The sequence below is a fragment of the Planomonospora antibiotica genome, assembly GCF_014647955.1.
GTDB classification, from domain to species: Bacteria; Actinomycetota; Actinomycetes; order Streptosporangiales; family Streptosporangiaceae; genus Planomonospora; species Planomonospora parontospora.
Genome location: NZ_BMQE01000007.1, coordinates 244,775 through 267,199, shown reverse-complemented (window position 1 = coordinate 267,199; position 22,425 = coordinate 244,775). Strand labels below are relative to the sequence as shown.

The window sequence follows — 22,425 nt, the reverse complement described above, 5'->3', positions numbered from 1 at the left end:
CGCTGCCGCAGTTCCGCATGCTCGTCGTCCTGGCCACCCACGGGCAGACCAAACTCGTCACCCTGGCCGAGCGGCTGGGCGTCAACCCCTCCACGGCGATGCGCATGGCCGACCGCCTGGCCGGTGCGCAACTGATCGTCCGCGAGACCAACCCGCACAACCGGCGCGAGACCCTGATCCGCCTCACCCCGCAGGGGCGGCGCATCGTCGACGAGGTCACCGCGCGCCGCAGCGAGGAGATCGCCGCCATCGTCTCGCGGATGTCCCCCGAGCAGTGCCGCGCGCTGATCTCGGCCATGGCCGCCTTCACCCGGGCGGGGGGCGAGCCGCCCGCAGGCGACGTCCACCCCCTGGGCTGGCCCGACGCATAGCCCGCCGGGATACCGAGCCCGCCCGAGGCTCCGGACGGGGGAGGCCGGGAGGACCGGGAGGACCGGGAGGGCCACCCGAAGATACATAATTCTCTGAATTCACGTCTTCGTGTACTATCGCGGTATGTTGACGATCGCCCCCGAGATCGAGGTCCTGGCCCGGTTCGGCCGCGCGCTGGCCGACCCGATCCGCTGCCGCATCCTCCTCGCCCTGCGCGAGGCGCCCGCCCACCCGGCCGAGCTGGCCGAAGTCCTGGGCATCTCCCGCACCCGCCTGTCCAACCACCTGGCGTGCCTGCGCGACTGCGGCCTGGTCGTGGCCGTTCCGGTCGGTCGGCGCACCCGCTACGAACTGGCCGACGCCCGGCTCGGCCACGCCCTGGACGACCTGCGCACCGCCGTGGTCGCGGTCGCCGCCGACGCCGGACGCAGCTGCGCCGCCGCCGAGACCGAGGGCTGCTGCTGATGGCCGCCCTCTCCGCCCGGCCCGCCCCGGCCCGCCGCGCCGACGGCAAGGACTGACCATGGCCGTTACCGCGCTCATCCTGTATCTGGTGGCCATGGGCCTGGCCTTCGGCTGGCGCACCGTGGTGCACCGGCGCCGTACCGGCGACACCGGCCTGCGCCTGGACGCCGGTCCGGCCGGATCGGTGGCCTGGTGGGCCAAGACCGCGTTCGCGGCCGCGATCGCGCTGGGTCTGGCCGGGCCGGTCGCCGCCACAGCCGGCCTGGCCGGCCTGGCCGTCCTCGACCATCCGGTGGCGGCGGCCGCCGGACTGGTGATCGCCCTTTCCGGCACCGCGGCCACGCTGGCGGCCCAGCTGGCCATGGGCGCCTCCTGGCGGATCGGCGTGGACGCCGGCGAGCGCACCGAACTGGTCACCGGCGGCCCGTTCGCCCTCGCCCGCAACCCGATCTTCACCGCGATGATCGCCACCAGCATCGGGCTGACCCTGATGGTGCCCAACGCGGTCGCGCTGCTCGCCCTGGCCGTGCTGGTGGCCGCGGTCGAACTGCAGGTGCGCGCGGTGGAGGAGCCCTACCTGCTGGCCGCTCATGGCCGCGCCTACCAGGGGTATGCCGCACGGGTGGGCCGCTTCGTGCCCGGCCTGGGCCGCCTGCCCGCCCCGGACGCCACCGCCCGGGCAGGCGGGCCGTCCCCGGCCCGCGGCCGCTGAAGCCGTTCCCCGGATCAGTGAAGGAGGACCATTCGTGGGGACCCACCACGCTCCCGGCCAGGGCCACGGGCACGGGCACGGGCAGGCGAGTTCGACCGGCCGCCACCGCGGGCGCCTGGTCGGCGTGCTGGCCATCACCGGCACCGTCATGCTCGTGCAGGTGGCCGGGGCGCTGGCGTCGGGCAGCATCGCGCTGCTGGCCGACGCCGGGCACATGCTCACCGACAGCGCCGGCATCGCCCTGGCCCTGGCGGCCATCGCGCTGGCGGCCCGCCCGGCCACCTCGAAGCGCACCTTCGGCCTGGCCAGGGCCGAGATCCTGGCCGCGGCCGTCAACGCCGCGGTGCTCTTCGGTCTCGGAGCGTACGTGCTGTACGAGGCGGTCTCCCGCCTGGCCTCGGCAGCGGCTCCGCACCTCGCCACCGGCTCCATGCTGCTCTTCGGCGTCGTCGGCCTGCTCGGCAACCTGGCCTCGATGCTGGTGCTGATCGGCGTGCAGGGCGAGAGTCTCAACCTGCGCGGCGCCTTCCTGGAAGTGGCCACCGACGCGCTCACCTCCGTGGGCGTCATCGCCGCCGCGGTCGTGGCCCACCTGACCGGATTCACCCGTGCCGACGCCGTCGTCGCGGTGCTGATCGGCCTGCTCATCGTGCCGCGCGCGCTCAAGCTGCTGCACGCGGCCGTCAACGTGCTCCTGGAGGCCACCCCCGCCCACCTGGACCTGGACCAGGTCCGCGCGCAGCTGCTGGCGGTGCCGCACGTACGGGCCGTGCACGACCTGCACGCCTGGACCGTCACCTCGGGCCTGGCCGCGCTCAGCGCGCACATCGTCATCGACGACGCCTGCTTCACCGACGGCCACGCCCCGCAGCTGCTGGACGTCCTGCAGGAGTGCCTCAAGGACCGTTTCGACCTGCACCACGCCACCTTGCAGCTGGAGTCGCCGGCCCACGCCCAGCACGAGCAACCCGCCCACGCCTGACGTCCTACCGGCCGTACGACCTGCTCGACGACGGCTGTGAGGAGATCATCCCCCAGGACGGCTCCCCGGAGGAGACCGTCCGGCGGATCCCGGCGGACACGCGCCTGCGACGCCGACCGGCCTGGCCCTGGAGGAGCCGCCGATGACGCTCGGCGGGATCGAGGCCGTCTCGGTCAACGAGTACGACGCGGCCGGCGGCCGCTGGATCACCTCCTTCACCTTCCGCCGGGGCGCGCAGGAGCACCGCGGGACCTCCGTGCAGCACGTCTACACCGCGGCGGAGGTCGTCCGGCTGGTCTCCGCGGCCGGGTTCGCCGACGTCGGGCTGTACGGCGACGCCGACGGCGCGCCGTACCGGCTCGGCAGTCCCCGGCTGCTCCTGGTCGCGCGGCGGCCGTAGGCCGACGGCCGAGGACCGGGGGAACGGCGGAGCGCTCAGGCCGCCCGCGCGGCGAAGCGGCGCGCCACGAAGGCGATGAGCGCCTCGACCAGCCGCGTGGTCAGCACCTCGATCACGATGACCGCCGCCTTGGCGAGAAGGGATGACAGGAAGTCGCTCATGGGAACCCCCAGGGGTCGGAGCCGCTCGGGGCCGGATCCGCGGACCGCGTTCCCGGCCGGGTTCACGGCCGGGTCCGCGGCGTGGAACCGGCCCGCGCGTGCTTTCTCATTCCTCCCGGTCGACGGCGGGCGCCGCCGGACCGGCCGGCCCGGCGGCGCCCTCCCGCCGTGCGGCGCGCTCACCGCCGCGCAGCAGCTGCTCGGCCGCCGCCCCCAGGACCGTCGCGACGGCGGCGCCGCCGAGGCCGATGGACCACCCGACGGGCCCGAGGGGGCGTGAACCGAAGAACCGGCTGACCCCCGGGGTCGAGACGACGAGGCCCAGGACGGCGAGCGAGGCCAGCGCGGCGAGCACGACCACCGGGTCCCGCCCGCCTTTGGCGAGGGTCTGCAGCAGCTGCGCCGCGACCAGGGCGACCAGCCCGATCGTGTCCGCCCGCCCGCGGGTTCCGGTCAGCCGGCCGGCCAGCCAGGCCGCCGCCGCGGCGGCCGCGGTGGTGACGGCCCGCAGGTGGATGTCGCGGGTCAGGGAGGCGCCGAGCGAGCCCTCCGGGCCCTCGGCCATCAGCCGTTCCGGGCTCGTCGCGGCGGGGGGCCGTACGGCCACCACCAGGGCGGGCAGCATGTCGGTCAGCAGGTTGACCAGCAGCAGCTGCCGGGCGTTCAGCGCGCTGCGGCCGGTGAGCAGGTTGGAGCCGACCGTGAAGGCGATCTCACCGATGTTGCCGCCGAGCAGGATGCTCAGGGAGTCGCGGACCGAGCTCCACATGGACCTGCCCTCGATGATCGCGTCGACGATCGTCTCGATGCGGTCGTCGGTCACCACGACGTCCGCCGCCGTCCGGGCGGCCGGCGTGGCGCGGGAGCCGAGGGCGATCCCGACGTCCGCCGCGCGGATCGCGGGGGCGTCGTTGGCCCCGTCGCCGGTGACCGCCACGGTCTCCCCGGCCTGGCGCAGGCAGGAGACGATCCGTGTCTTGTGCGCCGGGGTGGCGCGGGCGAACACCGCGACCTCGGGCAGCGCCTTCGTCAGGATCTCGTCGTCGACGTCGTCCATCTCGGGGCCGGTCATGACGCGCAGGCCGTTCAGCACACCGAGCTCGGCGGCGATCGCCTCGGCGGTGCTCGGGTGGTCCCCGGTGACCATGACGACCCGGACGCCGGCCCGGGTCAGGTGCCCGACGCTCTCGGCGGCGGCGGGCCGTACCGGGTCGGCCAGGCCCAGGAAGCCGAGGAAGCACAGCCCGCCGACCCGGGACCCGTCGAGGTCGCGCCGGTCGGAGGCGGGCCGCTGGGCCACCGCGAGCACCCGGTGGCCCTGCCGGGCGAGCGCGTCGACCTCCCGCTCCAGCTCCAGACGGAGCTCCTCGCCGAGGGGGACGGCCCGCGCGTCCCGCAGCACGGTCGTGCACCGGTCGAGCACGATCTCCGGGGCGCCCTTGACGCTCAGCAGGTGCCCGGAACCGCTCACGCCGAGCACGGCGTGGTAGCCGCGTTCCGGTTCGAAGGGCAGCTCGTCGACCCGCCGCCAGGCGGTCAGCCCCTCCTCCGGGGTCACCCCCAGCCGGTGGGCGCCGTCGACGACGGCGCGGTCCGTGGGATGGGCGATGACCCTCCCCCCGCCCGCCCGGGGGCTCGCGCGCAGTGCCGCGGCGACGATCGGCCGCAGCCCGGCCGCCGGCTCCTCGACGGAGTACCCGGTGCGCCCGTCCGAGACGCGCCGCAGACTGATGCGCCCCTCGGTGAGCGTTCCCGTCTTGTCGAAGCACAGGACGTTCACCCGGCCCAGCGCCTCGATCGTCGAAGGGTTGCGCACCAGCGCGGCGCGCTTCGACAGCCGCCGCGCGGCGGCCAGCTCCGCGACCGTGGCGATGAAGGGGAGCCCTTCGGGAACGGCCGCCACGGCCAGGCTCACCGCGGGCGCGAGCCCCGCCGCCAGCGGGCGGCCGCGCAGCAGGTCGACGGCGAGCAGGGCGAGACCGGAACCGGCGGAGAGCGGCAGGATCCTCCTGCCCAGCTCACGCAGCCGGAGCTCCACCCCGGTCGGCGGGCGCGGCCCCGCGGCCAGCCTGGCCCCCCGGCCCGCCTCGGTCGCCTCGCCCGTCGCGACGACCACCGCGCGCCCCCCGCCCGCGGCCACCGTAGTGCCCTGGTAGAGCATGCAGCTGCGCTCGGCGACGGCGGACGCCACCGTGGGCGCCGCGGTCTTGGCGACCAGCTGCGACTCACCGGTGAGCGGCGACTCGTCGACCTCCAGGCCCGCCGCTTCCAGCACCCGGCAGTCGGCCGGTACGGCGTCGCCGGCGCGCAGCTCGATCACGTCGCCCGGGACCAGCGCCGCCGCGGAGGTCCGCGTGTGCCCGCCGGGCCGGCGCAGCCGCACGGGGACGGAGGAGTCCTCGGTGAGGCGGCGCAGCGCCCGGTCGGCGCTGACCCGCTGCGCCCCGCCCACGAACGCGCTGACGACCGTCACCCCGCCGATCAGCAGCGCGTCCAGTACCGAGCCGATCAGCGCGGACAGGCCCGCCCCCGCCGCCAGCACCGGCGTCATGGGGTTGGCCAGTTCCCGCGCGGACGCGCGGACCAGGGAGCGCGGCCCCCGTCCGGGCCGCTCCTCCTCCCCCGCCGCCTCCGTCCTGCGCCCGGCGGCGTCCTCCTCGGCGATGCCGTCGGACGACGAACCGAGCCGGGTGAGGACGTCGGCGGCCGACATGGCGTACCAGGGCGTGCCGTCGGCGCGGACCGGGACCGGCGTCCGCCCGGCGGCGCGGCCCGACAGCTCTCCCAGGGCGAGCGCGGACAGCGAGACGCAGTGGCTCACCAGGTGCGCCCGGCGGGGGGACGCCGCCTCGGATCCGGCGACGGCCAGCAGCGCGCCGACGCCCGCTCCGGCGACGCCGAGCCGTACGCTCCGCCGGCTCGTCCTGGCGGCCTTCGGCAGGCAGCTCAGCAGCAGGTGGGCTCCGTCGAGATCGCCGAGCACGTCCGCGTCCCAGGGCACGCGGCCGGGCCGGTCCGCCACCCCGATGCCGAGGTCGGCCCGGGCCAGCGCGTCGCACAGGTCCCGGGATGCGCCCCGCGACACCACGGCGACGGCGTGCCCCCCGGTCTGGAGCGCGCGGACCGCCGCGGCCGTCCGCGCTCCGCCGGGAGCGATCCGGCGGGCCGAGAAGCGCGCGGCGAGACCGCGGTCCCCTCCCGCCAGCAGTACGGTGCCCGCGTCCCCGGCGGCGGCGACGAGCGCCTCGGCCAGCGGATGGAGCTCCCGCGTCAGCGCGGCGACGGCGACCGGCTCGCCCCGCAGCGTCACGGCCACGGGCCTCAGCCCGCGGGCGCGCCAGGCCTGGACCTCCCGGGCGGCCGGCCCGCCCGTACCGGTCACCGGTCCGACGGCCCACTCCCCGTCCTCGCGGCGCGCACCGGGGTCGCCGGGGTCGAGCAGGGCGTGCAGCCGCGCGTGCAGCGTGCCGTCGTCCACCCGGTCCGCGCCGTCTCCGCCGTCTCCGCCCGCGCGGCCCTTCCCGCCCGCCGCGCCGTCTCCGCCCGCGCGATCCTTCCCGTCCGCCGCGCCGCCCGGGTCCGCGATCCGCAGGACGCGCTCGACCGTCCACGAGCCGGTGAGCAGGACCGCCGCGTCGAGGACGACCGTGTCGACGCGGTCCATGCGGCGCAGGGCGTGGGGGTCGAGCACCACCGCGCCGCGTCTTCCCAGGGCGCGGGCGACCGCGCCCGCGAAGGCGTGGCGGCCCAGCTTCGCCTGCTTGGGCGTGGCCGCGACCATCATGGCGTGGCTCCGGTGGCCGCTGCGGCTGAGGAGCCTCGTCGCGGCGTAGGCTCCCAGCGTCACCGGGGCCGCGACGTCCGCGTACCGCTCGATCGGGCCCCGGGGCAGGGGGGCCGGGCGCGGGGACGCCGGCTTCGCGATGTGGCGGTAGGCGCCCCCGACGCGGCCCAGGTCCTGTTCCAGCCGCCGCCAGGCGCACCGCGCGGCGCGCGCCTCGGCGTAGTGGACGACCGATCCCGCCGCGTGGACCAGCAGCGCCGACGGGCTCAGGGCGAGCGTCTGGCCGACGACGTGGCCCGCGGTGAACAGCGTGTCGGTGGCCGAACGGCCGATCCGGCGGTTCAGCTCCTCCCGGAGGAGCGGGGTGGAGTCCGCCAGGTGCAGCAGGGCCGGCACCGCCGGGGACAGCCCCGGCAGCCGCACCGCCTTCCCGGCGAGTGCCAGCCCGGCCCCGGTCAGCTCCGCGCAGAGGCGGGCCGCGGCGCGTGCGTGCCGTTCCGCCACCCGGACCCGGGACCGGTACGGGCCTGCGCCCCCGGCGTCCGGCTCCGGGGCCGTGTCCCCGTCCCCGTCCGGGCCCGGGTCCCTGTCCGGGTCCGTGTCCAGGCCGGTGACGATCGACAGCAGCTCGTCGTGGCCGGACCGGTCCTCGCCGGTGCCGACGAAGACGCAGCCGAGGGCACCGTTGACCTCCGCCCGCTCGACTCCGTCCACCGCGCGCAGCCGTGCTTCGAGCCGCCGCGCGGCCGTCTCCGTGCCCGGTCCCCCGATCACGTGCAGGTCGATCCGCACCCCGCCGGGGCAGGGGCGCACGCGGCGGGAGCGGGGCAGGACGCCCGCGAGCACGTCCGGCACGACGTCCCGGAGGACGTCGGCGGGGATGGCGAGCAGCCGTGACAGGAACATTCACTCTCCAGCGGACCTGGATTCTGCGGGCGGGAAAGGCCGGGCCGCGGCGGCGCGGCCCGGCGAGCGCGTCGTCACGCCGCCGCGGTCACACCGGCGCGCGGAGGTTCTCCCCGCCGCCGTTCCGGGAGCGCCGCGCGATCACCGTTCCGACGCCGATGGCGGCCGCCACTGGCCATTCGATCAGGCCGAACGCGGCGAGCGCGCCGAGCCCTCCGTAGTAGGCGAGGCGCTCCCTCGACGGGAGCGCGGGCAGGAGCGCCCTGGCGGCCCCGACGACGCGGCCGACCTCCCGCCCGCCGACCTGCGGCGGCCGGAACTCCAGCGTGATCATGGGCAGGGTCAGGGTGAGCGCCCCCGCGGCGCGCCGCTCCCCCGTGAGTCCCACGGGGTCCACGGACTGCACGGGTTCCACCGGCTTCGCCGCGGGCTTTCGCCCTGCCGTACCGGCTCCGGACCGCGCGCGCTCGCGCGGCCGCCGGGTGGTCTGAGCGGTATCCGTCATGTCCCCTTCTCTCAAAGAGTCGGGGGGCGCTCTCCATGGTGTGGGCCGGAGGGCGGAAGGTCCTCCGGCCGCCGGTACGTGACCCTGAGGTCGTTCCTGTATCTTCCGCCGGTCCGGCCCGCCGAAACGTGCGCGCCCGTCGCGGGTCGGTCGGCGCGCGGGCTAACGGGAGCGGCGCAGCCTCCGGGGCAGGCCGGTCACGCCCCACAGGGTGACCCGCCACAGCGCCTCGGCGATGACGTCCCGGCTCATCTTGCTGGCGCCGACGGTGCGCTCCACGAAGGTGATCGGCACCTCGGCGACGCGCAGGCCGTGGCGGACCGTGCGCAGGGTCAGGTCCACCTGGAAGCAGTAGCCCTGCGACTCGACGTCGTCCAGGCCGATCTTCTCCAGGGTGGAGGCCCGGTAGGCGCGGAAGCCCGCGGTGGCGTCGCGGACCGGCATGCCCAGCATCATCCGGGTGTAGACGTTCGCGCCGCGGGACAGGAACTCCCGCGAACCGGGCCAGTTGACCACCTTGCCGCCGGGCACCCAGCGGGACCCGATGGACAGGTCGGCCCCGTCGGCCAGCGCGTGGAGCAGCTTGGGCAGCTCCTCCGGCTGGTGGGAGCCGTCGGCGTCCATCTCCACGAGCACGTCGTAGCCCTCGGCCAGGCCCCAGCGGAACCCCGCGATGTAGGCGGCGCCGAGCCCCTGCTTGCCGGGCCGGTGGAGCACGTGGACGTGGTCGTCCTCGGCCGCCAGCGCGTCGGCGATCTCACCGGTGCCGTCGGGGCTGGCGTCGTCGGCGACCAGCAGGTGCGCCTCGGGCACCGCCGCGCGGACCCGCTCGACGATCACCGGGAGGTTCTCCCGCTCGTTGTACGTCGGGACGATGACGAGCACCCGGCCGACCATCCGCTCCATCACACGTCTCCCACCTGCTGATCGTCACTGCGTGTCACCGGACGCGCCGGGCCGCGCCGCCGGAGGACCGGAACCGCGGCCAGGGCGGCCGTACCCACCAGTATCAGGGCCCACTCGGGTAGCGCGCCAACCCTGGTGGCCACCGTCGTCCGCGTGCGGACCGGTATCTCCAGCACCGCCATGTCCTGGACCAGCTCGCGGGTCTGCCAGACCACCTTCCCCTCCGGGGTCACGGAGGCGGAGATGCCGGTGATCGCGGCGGTGACCACCGCCCGGTTGTGCTCCACGGCGCGCAACTGGGACATGGCCAGCTGCTGGGCGGGCAGGCCGGTCAGCGCGTAGGTCGCGTTGTTGGTCTGCACCACCAGCGGGCTGGCGCCGGTCCGGACGGTGCCGCGGACGACGCCGTCGAAGGCGACCTCGTAGCAGTTGACCGCCCCGACGGTGACCGGCCCCAGCCTCAGGTCGCCGTCGCGGGTGCCGGGCACCGACTGCTTGCCGACCAGGCCGGCCCGCTCGAACAGGGCGAGCACGAGGTCCTGCATCGGGGTGAACTCGCCGAACGGCACCAGCTTCTGCTTGTCGTAGTAGGCGCCGGGGCCGGTGACCGGGTCCCAGACCAGGCTGCGGGTGGCCCGGTGCTTCTCGCCGACGCCCACCACGGCTCCGACCAGGACGGGCACGCCGACGTCCCTGACCGCGGCGTCGATCTCGGCGCGCGCCGTCTCACTGCGGTAGGGGTCGATGTCGGTGGAGTTCTCCGGCAGCACCACGACGTCCGGCCGGGCCATCGCGCCCTCCCGTACGGCCCGCGCCATCTCGTGCAGCTTGCCGGTGTGGTTGCGCAGGACCACGGCGGGTTCGTCGCCCAGCGGGGTCATCCCCCGGCCGGGCACGTTGCCCTGGATCACCCCGACGGTCACGCTCCTGCCCTCGTCGCCCGGACGGGGCACGGCGAGGGCCGCGGCCGGGACGGCCAGCGCCCCGGCGAGCGGCAGGGCGATGGGCAGCGCCGCGGCCCGGGCGGAGGACCGGACGGGGAGCCGTTCGGCGGACGGGGCGGGGACCGGCTCCGCCCGCGGGGCCGGCGGGGCGGCCTCCAGGCCGCGGCGGCCCGGGGATCCGCCCCGGAGACCGGGCGTCCGCAGCGAGGCGAGCGCGAGCAGCCCTCCGCAGAGCACCGTCGCGAAGCTCACCAGCGGCGCTCCGCCCAGCGCCGCGTACGGCGTGAAGACCGACTCGCCCTGGCTGAAGGCGACCCGGGCCCAGGGGAACCCGCCGAAGGGGAAGACCCCCCGCGCCCACTCCATGGCCACCCAGAGGGCGGCGCCCCACAACGGCCACAGGGGCAGCCGGACCACCAGTGCGGTGCCGGCGGCCCAGGCGGCGTAGAAGAGGCTCTCCAGGGCGATCAGGCCCAGCCAGGCGTCCACCCCGATGGGGGTGACCCAGTGCAGACCGGGGCCGAGGAAGGCGAGCCCTCCGGCGAAGCCCAGCCAGGCGGCGCGGCGGGGGCGGGCGCCGTGCACGGCCCGGATCACGAGGGCGGCGCCGAGGGGGGCCAGGAACCAGAGCCCGAGGGGAGGGAAGGCGAGGAAGAGCAGCAGGCCGCCGGCGACCACCGCGGCCGTCCGGCCGAGCGGGTCCCGCCACCGGGGACCGCCCGGGGCGCCGTCCCGCGACGCGGCCGGGGGAGCCCCCGGCGGAGGGACCGTCTTCTCCTGCACCACGGGGGCTCCTTGCGGGCGTCGGACCTGGCTGGATCTGCCAACCGAACGCTACCCCCGACACGGCAGCGGGGTGACCTCCAGGGCGGACGGATGCCCTGGGGATCACCCCGACACTTGCAGTCGCCGGCACGGGAACGGGAAGAGTGCCCGGACGGACCCTTCGGACCGGTTCCGTCCCGTCGGCGGCGGGCGCGGATTGCCGTTGTCTACTGGGTGTCCAGGCCCCTCCCGGGTCCGTTCCCCCGCCCGGCTGGGGTGCCCCGACCCGACTGACCACTGGTCCTGCGCCTGGCTGTACGGGCGGAGTCACGCTCCGCCACGGGCGAGGAACCGGTGATGCCGGAGGCGGCCAACCGGCCAGTCCCGTGCTGGACTGGGCAGCCAAACTACCGACCTCAGCGCAGATGTCAACCTCGTCGCCAACTGCGGAAACACCTCGTTTCCGCAGCTAGGGCGTGATCGGCCCGGGCGGCCGCCGCCTTGTTCCGTGTCCGGATCGCCGCCCGGGGCGGGCGGCGATCCGGCGGCTCAGCCGTCCCGGCGCCGCTCGATCCCGGCGAGCGGCGCCGGGAGCGGAGCGCCGTGGACCACGCCGAGCCGTCGCGTCGCCCGGGTCAGTGCGACGTACAGATCGCTCGCCCCGCGGGGGGACTCGCTCAGGATGCGGTCCGGCTCGACCACGATGACGGTGTCGAATTCCAGGCCCTTGGCCTCGGCGACGCTCAGGACCGCCGCGGGGGCGTCCAGGGCCGCCGTGCCCGGCCCGGCGACCGCGCCGTCGACGGCCCGGGTCACCGCCTCCCCCAGCTCGGCCCGGAGGGACTCCGGGACGAGCACCGCCAGGCGGCCGCCCTCGACGATCTCGGCCTTGACCACCTCGGGCAGGGACTCCAGCGGGGAGGCCGCCCAGGGGCGCTCGCCGGTCTCCCGGACCGAGGCGGGCGCGGTGAGCCCGGGACCGACCAGCGGGAGCACGGCGGCGGCCACGGCCATCAGCTCGGTGGGGGTGCGGTAGTTGACGCTGAGGTTCTCGACCCGCCAGCGCCCGCCCACGTAGGGGTCGAGCACCCGCTCCCAGGAGCGGGCCCCGGCCGCCGAAGCGGTCTGCGCCAGGTCGCCGACGATCGTCATCGACCGGGTGGGGCACCGGCGCATGACCATCCGCCAGTCCATCGGCGACAGCTCCTGCGCCTCGTCCACGATGATGTGGCCGAAGGCCCAGGTGCGGTCGCCCGCGGCCCGCTCGGCGGTGGTGAGGTAGAACTCGTCGCCCAGGTGCCGGGCGGCGAACTTCTCCGCGTCCATGATCTCCGACAGGCCGGTCAGCTCCAGCACCTCCTTGGCGTAGGCGAGCTGCATGCTGTCCTCCTCGCGCGCGGCGGCGCGGGCGGCGGCCTGCTCCTCCTCGGCCATCCACGCCCCGGCCCGCAGCACCCCCGGGTCGATCTCGCCGAGCAGCTCGGCGGCCTCGTCCAGCAGGGCCACGTCGGCGGGCGACCACCAGCCCTCCCCCTTGCGGGGCGGCTCGCGCAGCAGCAGCGCGCGCTCGGCCGGACTCAGGTCGGCCGCGGCGTACTCGAGCCGCTCGCGGGAGGTGAACAGCCCCAGCAGGAGCTGCTGCGGGGTGGTGTAGGGCCACAGCCGGTTCAGGGCGGCCTTCACCGGCTGCTCGGTGCGCAGCTCCTCGCGCAGGTCGGCCAGCTCGTCGTCGTCGATGACGCCCTTGCCCAGCAGCTTGGCCGCCTGCCGGGCCAGGGCGTTGAGCAGGTGGCGGACGAAGACCGCGCGGGCCTCGTTGTGGGGACGGCGCGAGCGGGCGGCCCGGTTGCGCGCGGCCTCCAGGGTGCGGCCGTCGAGGCTGAGGGTGTAGCGGTCCAGCTTGATCTCGATCGCCCGGCGGGGCACCCGCTGCCGCTCCCGTACGGCCCGCGCCACGACCTGGACCATCCGCTCGTCGCCCTTGACGGCGGCCGTCTCCGGCCGCTCGGCGGCGGTCGCGGTGATCCCGGGGTACAGCTCGGCGACCGTGGACAGCAGCACGTCGGTCTCGCCCAGGGAGGGCAGGACCTGCTCGATGTAGCGCAGGAAGGTCAGGTTGGGGCCGAGGATGAGCACGCCCCGGCGGGCCAGCTTCTCCCGGTGGGTGTAGAGCAGGTACGCCGCCCGGTGCAGGGCCACGACGGTCTTGCCGGTGCCGGGCCCGCCCTGCACGACGAGCACGCCGGACAGGTCCGAGCGGATGATGCGGTCCTGCTCGGCCTGGATGGTGGCCACGATGTCGCGCATCCGGCCGGTGCGGTGGGCGCCGAGCGAGGCCAGCAGCGCGGCCTCGCCGTTGAGCGTGGCCACGTCCTCGTCGCTGAGGGTGTCGAGGTCGAGCAGGTCGTCGTCGACGCCGATCACCTTGCGGCCCTTGGTCTGCAGGTGGCGGCGGCGGGTGACGCCCATCGGGGAGGCGGGGGTGGCCCGGTAGAACGGCTGCGCCACCGGTGCCCGCCAGTCGATCAGCAGGCGGCGCTGGTCGTCGTCGGCCAGGCCGATGCGGCCGATGTAGAGGGAGGTGTGGTCGGCGTTGTCGAGCCGCCCGAAGCACAGGCCGTTCTCCACCGCCCACAGGCGCGCCAGCCGCTCGGCGTACATCCCGGCGAAGCTGTCGCGCTCCGAGCGGTTCTGGTGGGTGCCGCCGCCGCCCTGGGCCAGCACTCCGTCGAGCTGCCGCTGGGTGCGGTCGCGCAACAGGTCGAGCCGCTCGTAGAGCGAGGTGACATACTCCTGTTCCCTGGCGAGCTCGATTTGACGGGTTGCCGTCGCTCCATTATCTTTGCCGCTAATAGGATACTCCGGGCCATATAAATGCATTGTGCTGGTTGTTATGACAAACCATCACCCTAGCAGGTCCGTTGAGATGTTCACATTCCCCGGGCCGCCTCCCTTCCGCCCGGCGGGCGCCCTCCACCCCTTCCCCGTCACGGCTTGGTTTCGGGGCGTCCCTCCTCCTTGACGGCCCGTCTCCGGCCTCCTTAGATTCTCTTCAAGTTAGGAAAGTTTCCTAACTTGAAGTCGACGTCCTGGAGGGGCCGTGCCTCAGCCGACACCGGGCACCCCGAGCCTGCTGCGCGCCATCAACGACCGGGCCGCGCTCCAGGCGCTCCTGGAGCGCGGTCCGCTGACCCGCCCGGAGATCGGCGCCCTCACCGGCCTGTCCAAGCCCACCGCCTCGCAGCTCCTCCTGCGGTTGCAGGAGGCCGGGCTCGTCGTGCCGGGCGGCGTCCGGGAGGGGCTGCCGGGGCGCACCGCGGAGGTCTACCGGCTCAACCCGTCCGCCGCCTACGTCGCCGCGCTGGACGTCACCCGCACCCACATCGACGCCAGGGTCGCCGACATCACCGGCGCGGTGGTCGGCGAGTACCGGCAGCCCACCCCGGCCCCCCGGGCCCCCCGGGCCCCCCGGGACACCGGGGAGGCCACCGAGGACGCCGTGCGGAACGTGCGCGCCGCCCTCGACGGCGCGCAGGCCCCCGCCGCCCTGCGGCACGTGGTCGTCGGCGTGCAGGGCGCACCGGACCCCGGCACCGGCGCACTCGGCTACGCCACCGCCGAGGACCTGCCCGGCTGGCTGGCCCCCGGCCTCGTCGCCACCCTCGGCGGGCGGCTGGGCGTCCGGCTCTCGGTGGAGAACAACGTCAACCTGGTCGCCCAGGCCGAGCAGGCGCACGGCTCGGCGCGCGGGCACCGCGACTTCGTGCTGCTCTGGGCCGACGATGGCCTCGGCGCGGCGCTGGTGCTCGGCGGGCGGCTGCACCGCGGCGCCACCGGCGGCGCGGGCGAGATCGGCTACATGCCCGCACCCGGCGCCCCCACCGCCCGCCAGACCGGGCGCTACGGCGACCACGGCTACCAGGCGCTCGGCGGCGGTCCCGCGGTGCTCAGGATCCTGCGCTCGTACGGCGTGCGCGGCGACGGGCCCGCCGCCGCCGTGGGCGAGGCCGTGCGGGCCGCCGGATCCGGCGGGCGGGAGACCCCGGCGGCCCTGGCGGGGCTGCGCGACGTCGCCGGCCGTCTGGCCGTCGGCCTGGCCTCGATCACCGCGGTCGTCGACCCGGAGATCGTCGTGCTGACCGGCGGCACCCTGCTGGCCGGCGGCGAGCTGCTGCGCGGTCTGGTGGAGGAGGAACTGCACGCGCTGACCATCCCCCGGCCTCCGCTGCTGCTCTCGGCCGTCGAGGGCAACCCGGTCCTGGCCGGCGCTCTCGACCTCGCCCTCGCCGCCGCCCGCGACGAGGTCTTCAGCTCCACTCTGCCCTCATAGCCCTGCTCCTGCCACCACCTGTCTTAACCTGCCAGCTTCCGTCTCTGTGGAACTCTCAGCTCTCCTGATTCATCCGGTCATCCCACCCCCTGATCGAGGAGGCCACTGTCGTGAACCGACGGTTTCTCACCCTCGCCACGGCCGCCGTCGCGGCCGCGGCCCTGACCGCCTGCACCGCGGGCGACCGGAGCGCGCCCGCGCTCGGTTCCCAGCCGAAACCCTCCGGGAGCGCCGCCGCGGCGCTGCCCGCGGCGACCATCGAGCTCTGGCACGGGTTCAGCGCCGACAGCGAGGTCAAGGCGTTCGAGGACGCCGTCGCCGGGTTCCGGAAGAAGTTCCCGCAGATCACCGTCAAGCTCACCAAGGGCGTCCAGGACGACCAGATCACCCAGGCCGTCCGCGGCGGCACGGCCCCCGACGTGGCGGCCTCCTTCACCACCGACAACGTCGCGCAGTGATGCCGCAGCGGGGTCTTCCAGGACCTGACCCCGGTGATCGAGCAGGACGGCATCGACCTGTCGGTGCTCCCGGCCGCCGCGCGCTCCTACACCGAGTTCGAGGGCCGGCGCTGCACGCTGCCGATGCTCGCCGACGCCTACGGCCTCTACTACAACAGGGCCCTGATGAAGGGCGAGCAGCCGCCGAAGACCCTCTCGGAGCTGACCGCGCTGGCCAAGAAGCTCACCGTCCGCGACGCCGACGGCGACATCGAGGTCGCCGGCTTCATCCCCAGCTTCCAGTACTACGAGAACTCCCCCTCCCACCTGGGCCCGATGGTCGGGGCCAGGTGGTACAACGAGGACGGCACCTCGGCGATCGGCTCCGACCCGGCCTGGAAGAAGCTCCTGACCTGGCAGAAGGAGCTCGTCGACTGGTACGGCCACGACAAGCTCGACAAGTTCCGCAAGGGCCTGGGCGACGAGTGGGGCGCCGAACACCCCTTCCACGAGGGCAAGGTCGCGATGGCCGTCGACGGCGAGTGGCGCAACGCCATGATCGCCAACAACGCGGCGGACCTCGACTACGGCACCGCCCCGATCCCCGTCGCCGACGACCGGCCCGAGCTGTACGGCAGCGGCTTCACCGCGGGCACCGTGATCGGCGTGCCGAAGGGCGCCAAGCACCCCCAGCACGCCTGGGAGCTGGTCAAGCACCTGACCACCGACACCGGCAGCCTCGTCACGCTCTCCAACGCGCTGCGCAACGTGCCGACGACCAAGGCCGCGATGGACTCGCCCGAGCTGAAGAAGGACGCGAACTTCCAGACCTTCCTCGACATCTTCAACCACCCGAAGACGAGCACGCTCCCGCCGAACGTCAACAGCGTCTTCAACCAGGAGGCCTTCACCACCTTCCTCGTCGAGTGGGAGAAGGGCTCCGTCAAGGACCTCGACGCCGGCCTGGCCGGGGTCGACAAGCGCATCAACGACAAGCACAAGCTCTCCGGGGGCTGATCTCCGATGAGTCCCACCCCTGCGGCGCCGCCCGCCCGGCGGCGCCGCGAGGGCCTGCGGGCCCTCGTGTGGCTGTCGCCCTGGCTGATCGGGTTCGCGGCCTTCTTCCTCTACCCGCTCGCCGCGACCGTCTACTTCTCCTTCCACCGCTACGACCTGTTCACGCTGGAGTTCGTCGGCCTGGACAACTACCGCTACCTCCTGACCGACGACCGGGCCCTCACCTCGATCGGCAACACCCTGTGGCTGGTCGTCTTCATGGTCCCCGCCCAGCTGCTCTTCGCCCTGGGGGTGGCCTGGCTGGTCACCCGGCTGAAGGCGGGGGCCGGGTTCTTCCGGACCGTCTTCTACCTGCCCTCGCTGATCCCGACGGTGGCGGGCACGGTCGCGTTCGTGTTCCTGCTCAACCCGGCCACCGGCCCGATGAACCAGTTCCTGGAGCTGTTCGGGATCGCCGGCCCGGACTGGTTCGGCGACAAGGACTGGTCCAAGCCGAGCCTGACCCTGCTCGGCATGTGGGGCACCGGCAACACCATGGTCATCTTCCTGGCGGCCCTGCTGGACGTGCCCAGGCACCTGTACGAGGCGGCCGCGCTCGACGGGGCGGGGGCCTGGCGGCGGTTCCGCAGCGTCACCCTGCCGACGATCTCCCCGGTGCTGCTGTTCTCGGCGGTCACCGGCGTCATCTACGCCCTGCAGTACTTCACCCAGGCGATGATCGCCGCCCGGGTCGCCTCCGGTTCCACCGACTCCCCCGGTAGCAGCTTCACCCCCGGCTACCCGGAGATGTCCACCCTGACCCTGCCCCAGTGGCTGTTCCAGATGGGCTTCCGCGACTTCTCCATGGGGTACGCGTGCGTGCTCGCGCTGCTGCTGTTCGCCGCGTCGATGCTGCTCACCCTGGTCCTGCTGCGCCGGTTCCGCGGACTCGAGGAGGTCTCGTGAGCACCGCACCCGCCACCCTCGGCCGGGCTCCGGCCTCCGCCGCCCGCCGCCCGACCGCCCGGAGCCTGCGCCGGCGGCGGACCCTGCACTGGATCGCCGTCCACTCCATCGCGATCGCGCTCGCGATCATGTTCGTCGCCCCGCTGGTCTTCATCGCGCTCACCGCGCTCATGACCGACCAGCAGGCGCTGACCAGCCAGCTGTGGCCGCGCTCGTGGAACTGGGGCAACTTCACCGAGGTGTTCGCCCGCTCGCCCCTGCTGCTCTGGATCGGCAACACGATGCTGTACGCGGGCCTCGGCACCGCGTTCATGCTGCTGTCGTCGGTCCCGGTGGCCTACGCACTGGCCCGCTTCCGCTTCCCCGGCCGCCGGGCCGCCTTCCTGGCCGTCATCACGATGATGATGCTGCCGCCGCAGGTGGTCGCCGTACCGGTCTACCTGATCTGGGCCCGCGCGGAGCTGACCGGCACGCTCTGGCCGCTGGTCCTGCCCATGCTGCTCGGCGACGCCTTCTCGATCTTCCTGCTCCGCCAGTTCCTGCTGACGATCCCCAGGGAGTACACCGAGGCCGCCCGGGTCGACGGCTGCTCGGACCTGGCGACGCTGCTGCGGATCGTCCTGCCCATGGCCCGGCCCGCCATCGCCGCGGTGGCGCTGTTCCAGTTCTTCTACTGCTGGAACGACTACTACGGCCCGCTGCTGTACGCCTCCACGAACGTGGACAACTGGACTCTCTCCATCGGGCTGGCGTCCTTCAAGGCCCTGCACAGCGTGCAGTGGAACCTCACCATGGCGGCCACGCTGCTCGTCATGGCACCTGTGATAATCGTGTTCTTCCTCGCCCAGAGAGTCTTCATCGAGGGCGTCACCTTGACAGGAGTGAAGGGTTGAAACTCGCCGTTGTCGGGGGCGGCTCGACGTACACGCCCGAGCTGATCGACGGGTTCGCGCGGTTGCGGGACGAGCTCCCGGTCACCGAGGTCGCGCTGGTCGACCCGGACGCCTCCCGCCTCGACCTGGTCGGCGGCATGGCCCGCCGGATGCTGGCCCGGGCCGGTCATCCGGCGAAGGTCACCGCGACCGCCTCGGTCCCCGAGGGGGTCGCCGGGGCGCAGGCCGTGCTCCTGCAGCTGCGCGTCGGCGGCCAGGCCGCGCGCGACGTCGACGAGACGCTCCCGCTGGAGTGCGGCTGCGTCGGCCAGGAGACGACCGGCGCCGGCGGCCTGGCCAAGGCGCTGCGCACCGTCCCGGTGGTGCTGGACATCGCCGAACAGGTCCGCCGGCACGCGCCCGGCGCCTGGATCGTCGACTTCACCAACCCGGTCGGCATCGTCACCCGGGCGCTGCTGGAGGCCGGGCACCGCGCCATCGGCCTGTGCAACGTGGCCATCGGCTTCCAGCGCCGCTTCGCCGCCGCGCTGGACGTCGCGCCCGAGCGCGTCTCCCTGGGCCACGTCGGGCTGAACCACCTGACCTGGGAGCGCTCCGTCCTGCTCGACGGCGTGGACGTGCTGCCCCGGCTGCTGGACGAGCACGGCGAGGAGATCGCCCGCGACGTCGGCCTGGACGCCGCACTGATCCGCCGCCTCGGCGTGGTGCCCTCCTACTACCTGCGCTACTTCTACGAGCACGACCGGGTCGTCGCCGAGCAGCGGGCCAGGCCGTCGCGCGCGGCCGAGGTCGCGGCGATGGAGGCCCGGCTGCTGGAGCTGTACGCCGACCCGGCGGTGGACACCAAGCCCGAGCTGCTGGGCGAGCGCGGCGGCGCGTTCTACTCCGAGGCCGCCGTCGCGCTGATCGCCTCGCTGCTCGGCGACCGCGGTGACACCCAGGTGGTCAACCTGCGCAACGACGGCGCACTGCCGTTCCTGCCGCGCGAGGCGGTCGTCGAGGTGCCCGCGACGATCACCGCCGCCGGGGCCGAGGCCCTGCCGGTCGATCCCGTGGAGCCGCTCCACGCGGGTCTCATCGCGCACGTCACCGCGTACGAGACGCTGGCCCTGGAGGCGGCCCTGCACGGCGGCGAGGAGCGGGTCGCCGACGCGCTCCTGGCCCACCCGCTCGTCGGGCAGGCCTCCCTCTCCGGTGACCTGGCCCGCCGCCTGGTCGAGGCCAACCGCCCGCACCTGCCCTGGGCGGCGGGCGCGTGAGGACCGTACCGGCCGGAGGCGGCGGGCGCACCGGGAGCGCGGGCGGCGGGCGCGGGCGGACCGTGCTGGCCGTGGACGGCGGCAACAGCAAGACCGACGTCGCGCTGGTGGCCGAGGACGGCACCGTCCTGGCCACCGGCCGCGGCGACGGCTTCCGGCCGCAGAGCGAGGGCGTGGGCGCCGCGATCGACGTGCTCCACGACGCGGTGCGGCGCGCGCTCGGCCCGCAGGCGGCCCCGCCGTTCGCCGACCACGTGGCCGCCTACGTGGCGGGCGCGGACCTGCCGGTGGAGGAGGAGACGCTCCGCGACGAGATCCTCGCCCGCGGCTACGGCGGGGAGGCGGTGGTCGGCAACGACACCTTCGCCCTGCTGCGGGCCGGGGCCTCCGGCCCCTCGGGCGTGGCGGTGGTCTGCGGGGCGGGCGTCAACGCGGTCGGCGTCTCCCCCACCGGCGAGGTCGCCCGCTTCCCCGCGCTCGGCAGGATCAGCGGCGACTGGGGCGGCGGCCTCGTCCTCGGCGAGGAGGCCCTCTGGCACGCCGTGCGCGCCGAGGACGGGCGCGGCCCGGCCACCGCGCTGGAACGCGCCGTGCGCGAGCACTTCGGCACCCGCACCGTCGAGGAGGTGACGCTCGGCGTGCACTTCGGCGACCTGCCGCACGCCCGGCTGCACGAGCTGGTGCCGGTGCTGATGTCGGCCGCCGCGGCGGGCGACGCGGTGGCGCGCTCGGTCCTGGCGCGCATGGCCGACGAGGTCGTCGTGCTCGCGGTCGTCGCGCTGCGCCGCCTCGGCCTGCTGGACTCCCCCGTCGAGGTGGTGCTGGGCGGCGGCGTGCTGACCGCCCGCGACCCGCTGCTGGACGGCATGATCCGGCGGCGCTTCGCCGAGCGGGCGCCCAGGGCCGAACTGGTCGTCGCCACCCTCCCGCCCGTCGTGGGCGCCGCCCTGCTGGGCCTGGACGCCCTCGGCGCGAGCCAGGAGGCCAAGGCCCGCCTGCGCGACCGGTTCAGCGTCCCGGCCTGAGCGTCCCGGCCCGGGCGTGCGGACCCGGGCCCCGGCCCCGCCGCCGGGCCGGGACCCGGCGGGCGCGCGGGACCTACGAGGGCTCCTCCGCGGGCTTCCCCATCAGCTCGGGCGCACGGTGCTCGTACGGCGTGCTGAGCACGACGGTGGTCCGGGTGGAGACGTTGGCCGCGGTGCGGATCTGGTTGAGCAGCTCCTCCAGCGCGACGGGCGAGGCCACCCGCACCTTGAGGATGTAGCTCTCGTCGCCCGCGACGCTGTGGCAGGCCTCGATGGCGCTCAGGTGCGACAGCCGGTCGGGGGCGTCGTCGGCGGCGGCCGGGTCGATCGGCTTGATGGAGACGAACGCGGTGAGCGGCAGGCCGATCTCGTCGTAGTCCACCAGCGCCGCGTAGCCGCGCACCACCCCGCGCTTCTCCAGCCGGCGCACCCGCTGGTGCACCGCCGAGACCGACAGGCCCGTCTCGCGGGCGAGGTCGGTGAAGCTCATCCGGCCGTCCTCGGCCAGCAACGTCACGATCCGGCGGTCGATCTCCTCCACCCGCCCAAGGTAGCGCGATCCCACCCGGACCATGACCAACCTCCGGTCACGATCCGGACCCGCCGTCCACTCCGCGAGACGCCGACCGGCCGCCGCCCGCCGCCCGGCACTCCTCTCGGTGGAGGCCGACCGCCGCAGGCGGACCGGGAGCCCGGTCACCCCTCCTCCGTCCGGCCCCTTCACCGCCACCGATCGATACTTAGGTATTGACCTAAGTGTCGATCGGAGCCATACTCAGATGTGTGCCCAAACGAACAGGCCCGGCTCGACCAGGTCTTCCAGGCCCTGGCCGACCCGACACGACGCAAGGTGATCGAACGGCTCGCCACCGGCCCCGCCAGCACCTCGGAGCTGGCCCGGCCCTTCGCCATGGCGCTCCCGTCGTTCACCCAGCACCTGGCCGTGTTGGAGCGCGCGGGTCTGGTCACCTCGGCCAAGCAGGGCCGGACCCGCACCTACCGGCTCACCCCTGACACCCTCGAGATCGCCGACGGCTGGCTGGCCCGCCAACGCCACCTCTGGCAGCGCCGCCTCGACCAGCTCGACCACTTCCTCACCACCCTCAAGGAGCAGAAATGACGTTCACCCCGTACACCCTCGACCTCGACCTCGACATCCAGCTCGAGCGGGAGGTCGACGTGCCCCCCGCGCTCGTCTGGAAGGCCTGGACCACCCCCGACCTGCTCACCCAGTGGTTCGCCCCCAAGCCCTACGAGACGCCGCACTGCGAGATCGACCTGCGCCCCGGCGGGATCTTCCGCACCGTGATGCGCTCCCCCGAGGGCGAGGAGTTCGACGGAGCCGGCTGCTACCTGGAGGTGCTCCCCGAAGAGCGGCTGGTGTGGACCAGCGCCCTGGCCCCCGGCTACCGCCCGCAGCCCGGCGAGATGGCCTTCACCGCGATCATCGAGCTCCAGCCGACCGCCTCCGGCGGCACCCGCTACCGGGCCATCGCCATGCACCAGACCCCCGAGGACAACAAGAAGCACGCCGACATGGGCTTCATCGAGGGCTGGGGCGCCGCCCTCGACCAGCTCGTCGCCCTGGCCAAGACCCTCTGACGCCCCGCACCCGAT

20 protein-coding genes and 1 pseudogene are annotated in these 22,425 nt (G+C 74.6%); 14 read left to right on the top strand and 7 right to left on the bottom strand.

The features are described 5' to 3' along the window. The 5 genes from IEZ06_RS09720 to IEZ06_RS09700 form a co-directional block, all read left to right on the top strand. On the top strand, positions 1 to 371 hold a 371-nt coding region (locus IEZ06_RS09720; RefSeq protein ID WP_189236344.1), incomplete at its 5' end, for a MarR family winged helix-turn-helix transcriptional regulator. Between the two features lie 124 nt (positions 372 to 495). Continuing rightward, positions 496 to 837, top strand: coding sequence for an ArsR/SmtB family transcription factor (locus IEZ06_RS09715; RefSeq protein WP_189236343.1), 342 nt, complete (start codon positions 496 to 498; stop codon positions 835 to 837). Between the two features lie 58 nt (positions 838 to 895). Continuing rightward, positions 896 to 1,549 (top strand): methyltransferase family protein, encoded by a 654-nt coding sequence (locus IEZ06_RS09710; protein WP_189236342.1) that lies wholly within the window; start codon positions 896 to 898, stop codon positions 1,547 to 1,549. Between the two features lie 34 nt (positions 1,550 to 1,583). Next, on the top strand, positions 1,584 to 2,531 hold the full coding sequence (locus tag IEZ06_RS09705; RefSeq protein WP_229797909.1) for a cation diffusion facilitator family transporter: 948 nt from the start codon (positions 1,584 to 1,586) through the stop codon (positions 2,529 to 2,531). Positions 2,532 to 2,673: 142 nt separating this feature from the next. Further along, positions 2,674 to 2,931: a hypothetical protein gene (locus tag IEZ06_RS09700; protein WP_189236340.1), complete on the top strand. Its 258-nt coding sequence runs from the start codon at positions 2,674 to 2,676 to the stop codon at positions 2,929 to 2,931. A 35-nt stretch (positions 2,932 to 2,966) separates the two neighbouring features. Here the strand turns inward: IEZ06_RS09700 and IEZ06_RS37140 are convergent, their stop codons facing one another. The 6 genes from IEZ06_RS37140 to IEZ06_RS09675 form a co-directional block, all read right to left on the bottom strand. Continuing rightward, a complete protein-coding gene (locus IEZ06_RS37140; RefSeq protein WP_268245585.1) occupies positions 2,967 to 3,092 on the bottom strand; it encodes a hypothetical protein in 126 nt (41 codons plus the stop codon). A 106-nt stretch (positions 3,093 to 3,198) separates the two neighbouring features. Continuing rightward, positions 3,199 to 7,782 (bottom strand): cation-translocating P-type ATPase, encoded by a 4,584-nt coding sequence (locus IEZ06_RS09695; protein ID WP_189236339.1) that lies wholly within the window; start codon positions 7,780 to 7,782, stop codon positions 3,199 to 3,201. 88 nt (positions 7,783 to 7,870) lie between these two features. Next, positions 7,871 to 8,287 (bottom strand): hypothetical protein, encoded by a 417-nt coding sequence (locus IEZ06_RS09690; RefSeq protein ID WP_189236338.1) that lies wholly within the window; start codon positions 8,285 to 8,287, stop codon positions 7,871 to 7,873. Positions 8,288 to 8,449: 162 nt separating this feature from the next. After that, positions 8,450 to 9,193: a polyprenol monophosphomannose synthase gene (locus IEZ06_RS09685; protein ID WP_189236337.1), complete on the bottom strand. Its 744-nt coding sequence runs from the start codon at positions 9,191 to 9,193 to the stop codon at positions 8,450 to 8,452. Beyond that, positions 9,193 to 10,923 (bottom strand): apolipoprotein N-acyltransferase, encoded by a 1,731-nt coding sequence (lnt, locus tag IEZ06_RS09680; RefSeq protein WP_189236336.1) that lies wholly within the window; start codon positions 10,921 to 10,923, stop codon positions 9,193 to 9,195. The genes IEZ06_RS09685 and lnt overlap by 1 nt, the downstream gene beginning before the upstream one ends. A 528-nt stretch (positions 10,924 to 11,451) precedes the next feature. After that, positions 11,452 to 13,782, bottom strand: a complete 2,331-nt coding sequence (locus IEZ06_RS09675; RefSeq protein ID WP_189236335.1) for a HelD family protein — start codon at positions 13,780 to 13,782, stop codon at positions 11,452 to 11,454. Between the two features lie 220 nt (positions 13,783 to 14,002). On the opposite strand from IEZ06_RS09675, the gene IEZ06_RS09670 reads away from it, so the two are divergent. The 7 genes and pseudogenes from IEZ06_RS09670 (at position 14,003) to IEZ06_RS09645 (ending at position 20,808) form a co-directional block, all read left to right on the top strand. After that, entirely contained in the window at positions 14,003 to 15,232 is a 1,230-nt protein-coding gene (locus IEZ06_RS09670) for an ROK family transcriptional regulator (RefSeq protein ID WP_189236334.1), read from the top strand. Positions 15,233 to 15,342: 110 nt separating this feature from the next. Continuing rightward, complete coding sequence (locus IEZ06_RS36170) at positions 15,343 to 15,690, top strand: hypothetical protein (RefSeq protein WP_229797908.1); 348 nt, start codon at positions 15,343 to 15,345, stop codon at positions 15,688 to 15,690. A gap of 15 nt (positions 15,691 to 15,705) precedes the next feature. Continuing rightward, positions 15,706 to 16,686, top strand: a pseudogene (locus IEZ06_RS09665) (extracellular solute-binding protein); the annotation flags it as partial. Between the two features lie 6 nt (positions 16,687 to 16,692). Beyond that, positions 16,693 to 17,631, top strand: coding sequence for a carbohydrate ABC transporter permease (locus tag IEZ06_RS09660; protein ID WP_189236333.1), 939 nt, complete (start codon positions 16,693 to 16,695; stop codon positions 17,629 to 17,631). Beyond that, a complete protein-coding gene (locus tag IEZ06_RS09655) occupies positions 17,628 to 18,524 on the top strand; it encodes a carbohydrate ABC transporter permease (RefSeq protein ID WP_189236332.1) in 897 nt (298 codons plus the stop codon). Before IEZ06_RS09660 ends, IEZ06_RS09655 begins: the two co-directional genes overlap by 4 nt. Then, complete coding sequence (locus IEZ06_RS09650; RefSeq protein ID WP_189236331.1) at positions 18,521 to 19,783, top strand: 6-phospho-beta-glucosidase; 1,263 nt, start codon at positions 18,521 to 18,523, stop codon at positions 19,781 to 19,783. The genes IEZ06_RS09655 and IEZ06_RS09650 overlap by 4 nt, the downstream gene beginning before the upstream one ends. Continuing rightward, positions 19,780 to 20,808, top strand: a complete 1,029-nt coding sequence (locus tag IEZ06_RS09645) for an N-acetylglucosamine kinase (protein ID WP_189236330.1) — start codon at positions 19,780 to 19,782, stop codon at positions 20,806 to 20,808. Before IEZ06_RS09650 ends, IEZ06_RS09645 begins: the two co-directional genes overlap by 4 nt. Before the next feature lie 73 nt (positions 20,809 to 20,881). Here IEZ06_RS09645 and IEZ06_RS09640 read toward each other — a convergent pair whose 3' ends face one another. After that, positions 20,882 to 21,349 carry an Lrp/AsnC family transcriptional regulator gene (locus IEZ06_RS09640; RefSeq protein ID WP_196468668.1) on the bottom strand — a complete coding sequence of 156 codons (468 nt, stop codon included), beginning with the start codon at positions 21,347 to 21,349 and terminating at the stop codon, positions 20,882 to 20,884. A 240-nt stretch (positions 21,350 to 21,589) separates the two neighbouring features. On the opposite strand from IEZ06_RS09640, the gene IEZ06_RS09635 reads away from it, so the two are divergent. Both IEZ06_RS09635 and IEZ06_RS09630 read left to right on the top strand, forming a co-directional pair. Beyond that, entirely contained in the window at positions 21,590 to 21,928 is a 339-nt protein-coding gene (locus IEZ06_RS09635) for an ArsR/SmtB family transcription factor (protein WP_189236329.1), read from the top strand. Beyond that, a complete protein-coding gene (locus tag IEZ06_RS09630; RefSeq protein WP_189236328.1) occupies positions 21,925 to 22,410 on the top strand; it encodes an SRPBCC family protein in 486 nt (161 codons plus the stop codon). Before IEZ06_RS09635 ends, IEZ06_RS09630 begins: the two co-directional genes overlap by 4 nt. Positions 22,411 to 22,425: the final 15 nt, after the last annotated feature.

Bases quoted from the DNA above. Each gene is read 5' to 3' on its own strand.
- IEZ06_RS09690 (WP_189236338.1), bottom strand. From the start codon at position 8,287: ATGACGGATACCGCTCAGACCACCCGGCGGCCGCGCGAGCGCGCGCGG.
- IEZ06_RS09715 (WP_189236343.1), top strand. From the start codon at position 496: ATGTTGACGATCGCCCCCGAGATCGAGGTCCTGGCCCGGTTCGGCCGC.
- IEZ06_RS09660 (WP_189236333.1), top strand. From the start codon at position 16,693: ATGAGTCCCACCCCTGCGGCGCCGCCCGCCCGGCGGCGCCGCGAGGGC.
- IEZ06_RS09685 (WP_189236337.1), bottom strand. From the start codon at position 9,193: ATGGAGCGGATGGTCGGCCGGGTGCTCGTCATCGTCCCGACGTACAAC.
- IEZ06_RS09710 (WP_189236342.1), top strand. From the start codon at position 896: ATGGCCGTTACCGCGCTCATCCTGTATCTGGTGGCCATGGGCCTGGCC.
- IEZ06_RS37140 (WP_268245585.1), bottom strand. From the start codon at position 3,092: ATGAGCGACTTCCTGTCATCCCTTCTCGCCAAGGCGGCGGTCATCGTG.
- IEZ06_RS09695 (WP_189236339.1), bottom strand. From the start codon at position 7,782: ATGTTCCTGTCACGGCTGCTCGCCATCCCCGCCGACGTCCTCCGGGAC.
- IEZ06_RS09700 (WP_189236340.1), top strand. From the start codon at position 2,674: ATGACGCTCGGCGGGATCGAGGCCGTCTCGGTCAACGAGTACGACGCG.
- IEZ06_RS09630 (WP_189236328.1), top strand. From the start codon at position 21,925: ATGACGTTCACCCCGTACACCCTCGACCTCGACCTCGACATCCAGCTC.
- IEZ06_RS09675 (WP_189236335.1), bottom strand. From the start codon at position 13,782: ATGCATTTATATGGCCCGGAGTATCCTATTAGCGGCAAAGATAATGGA.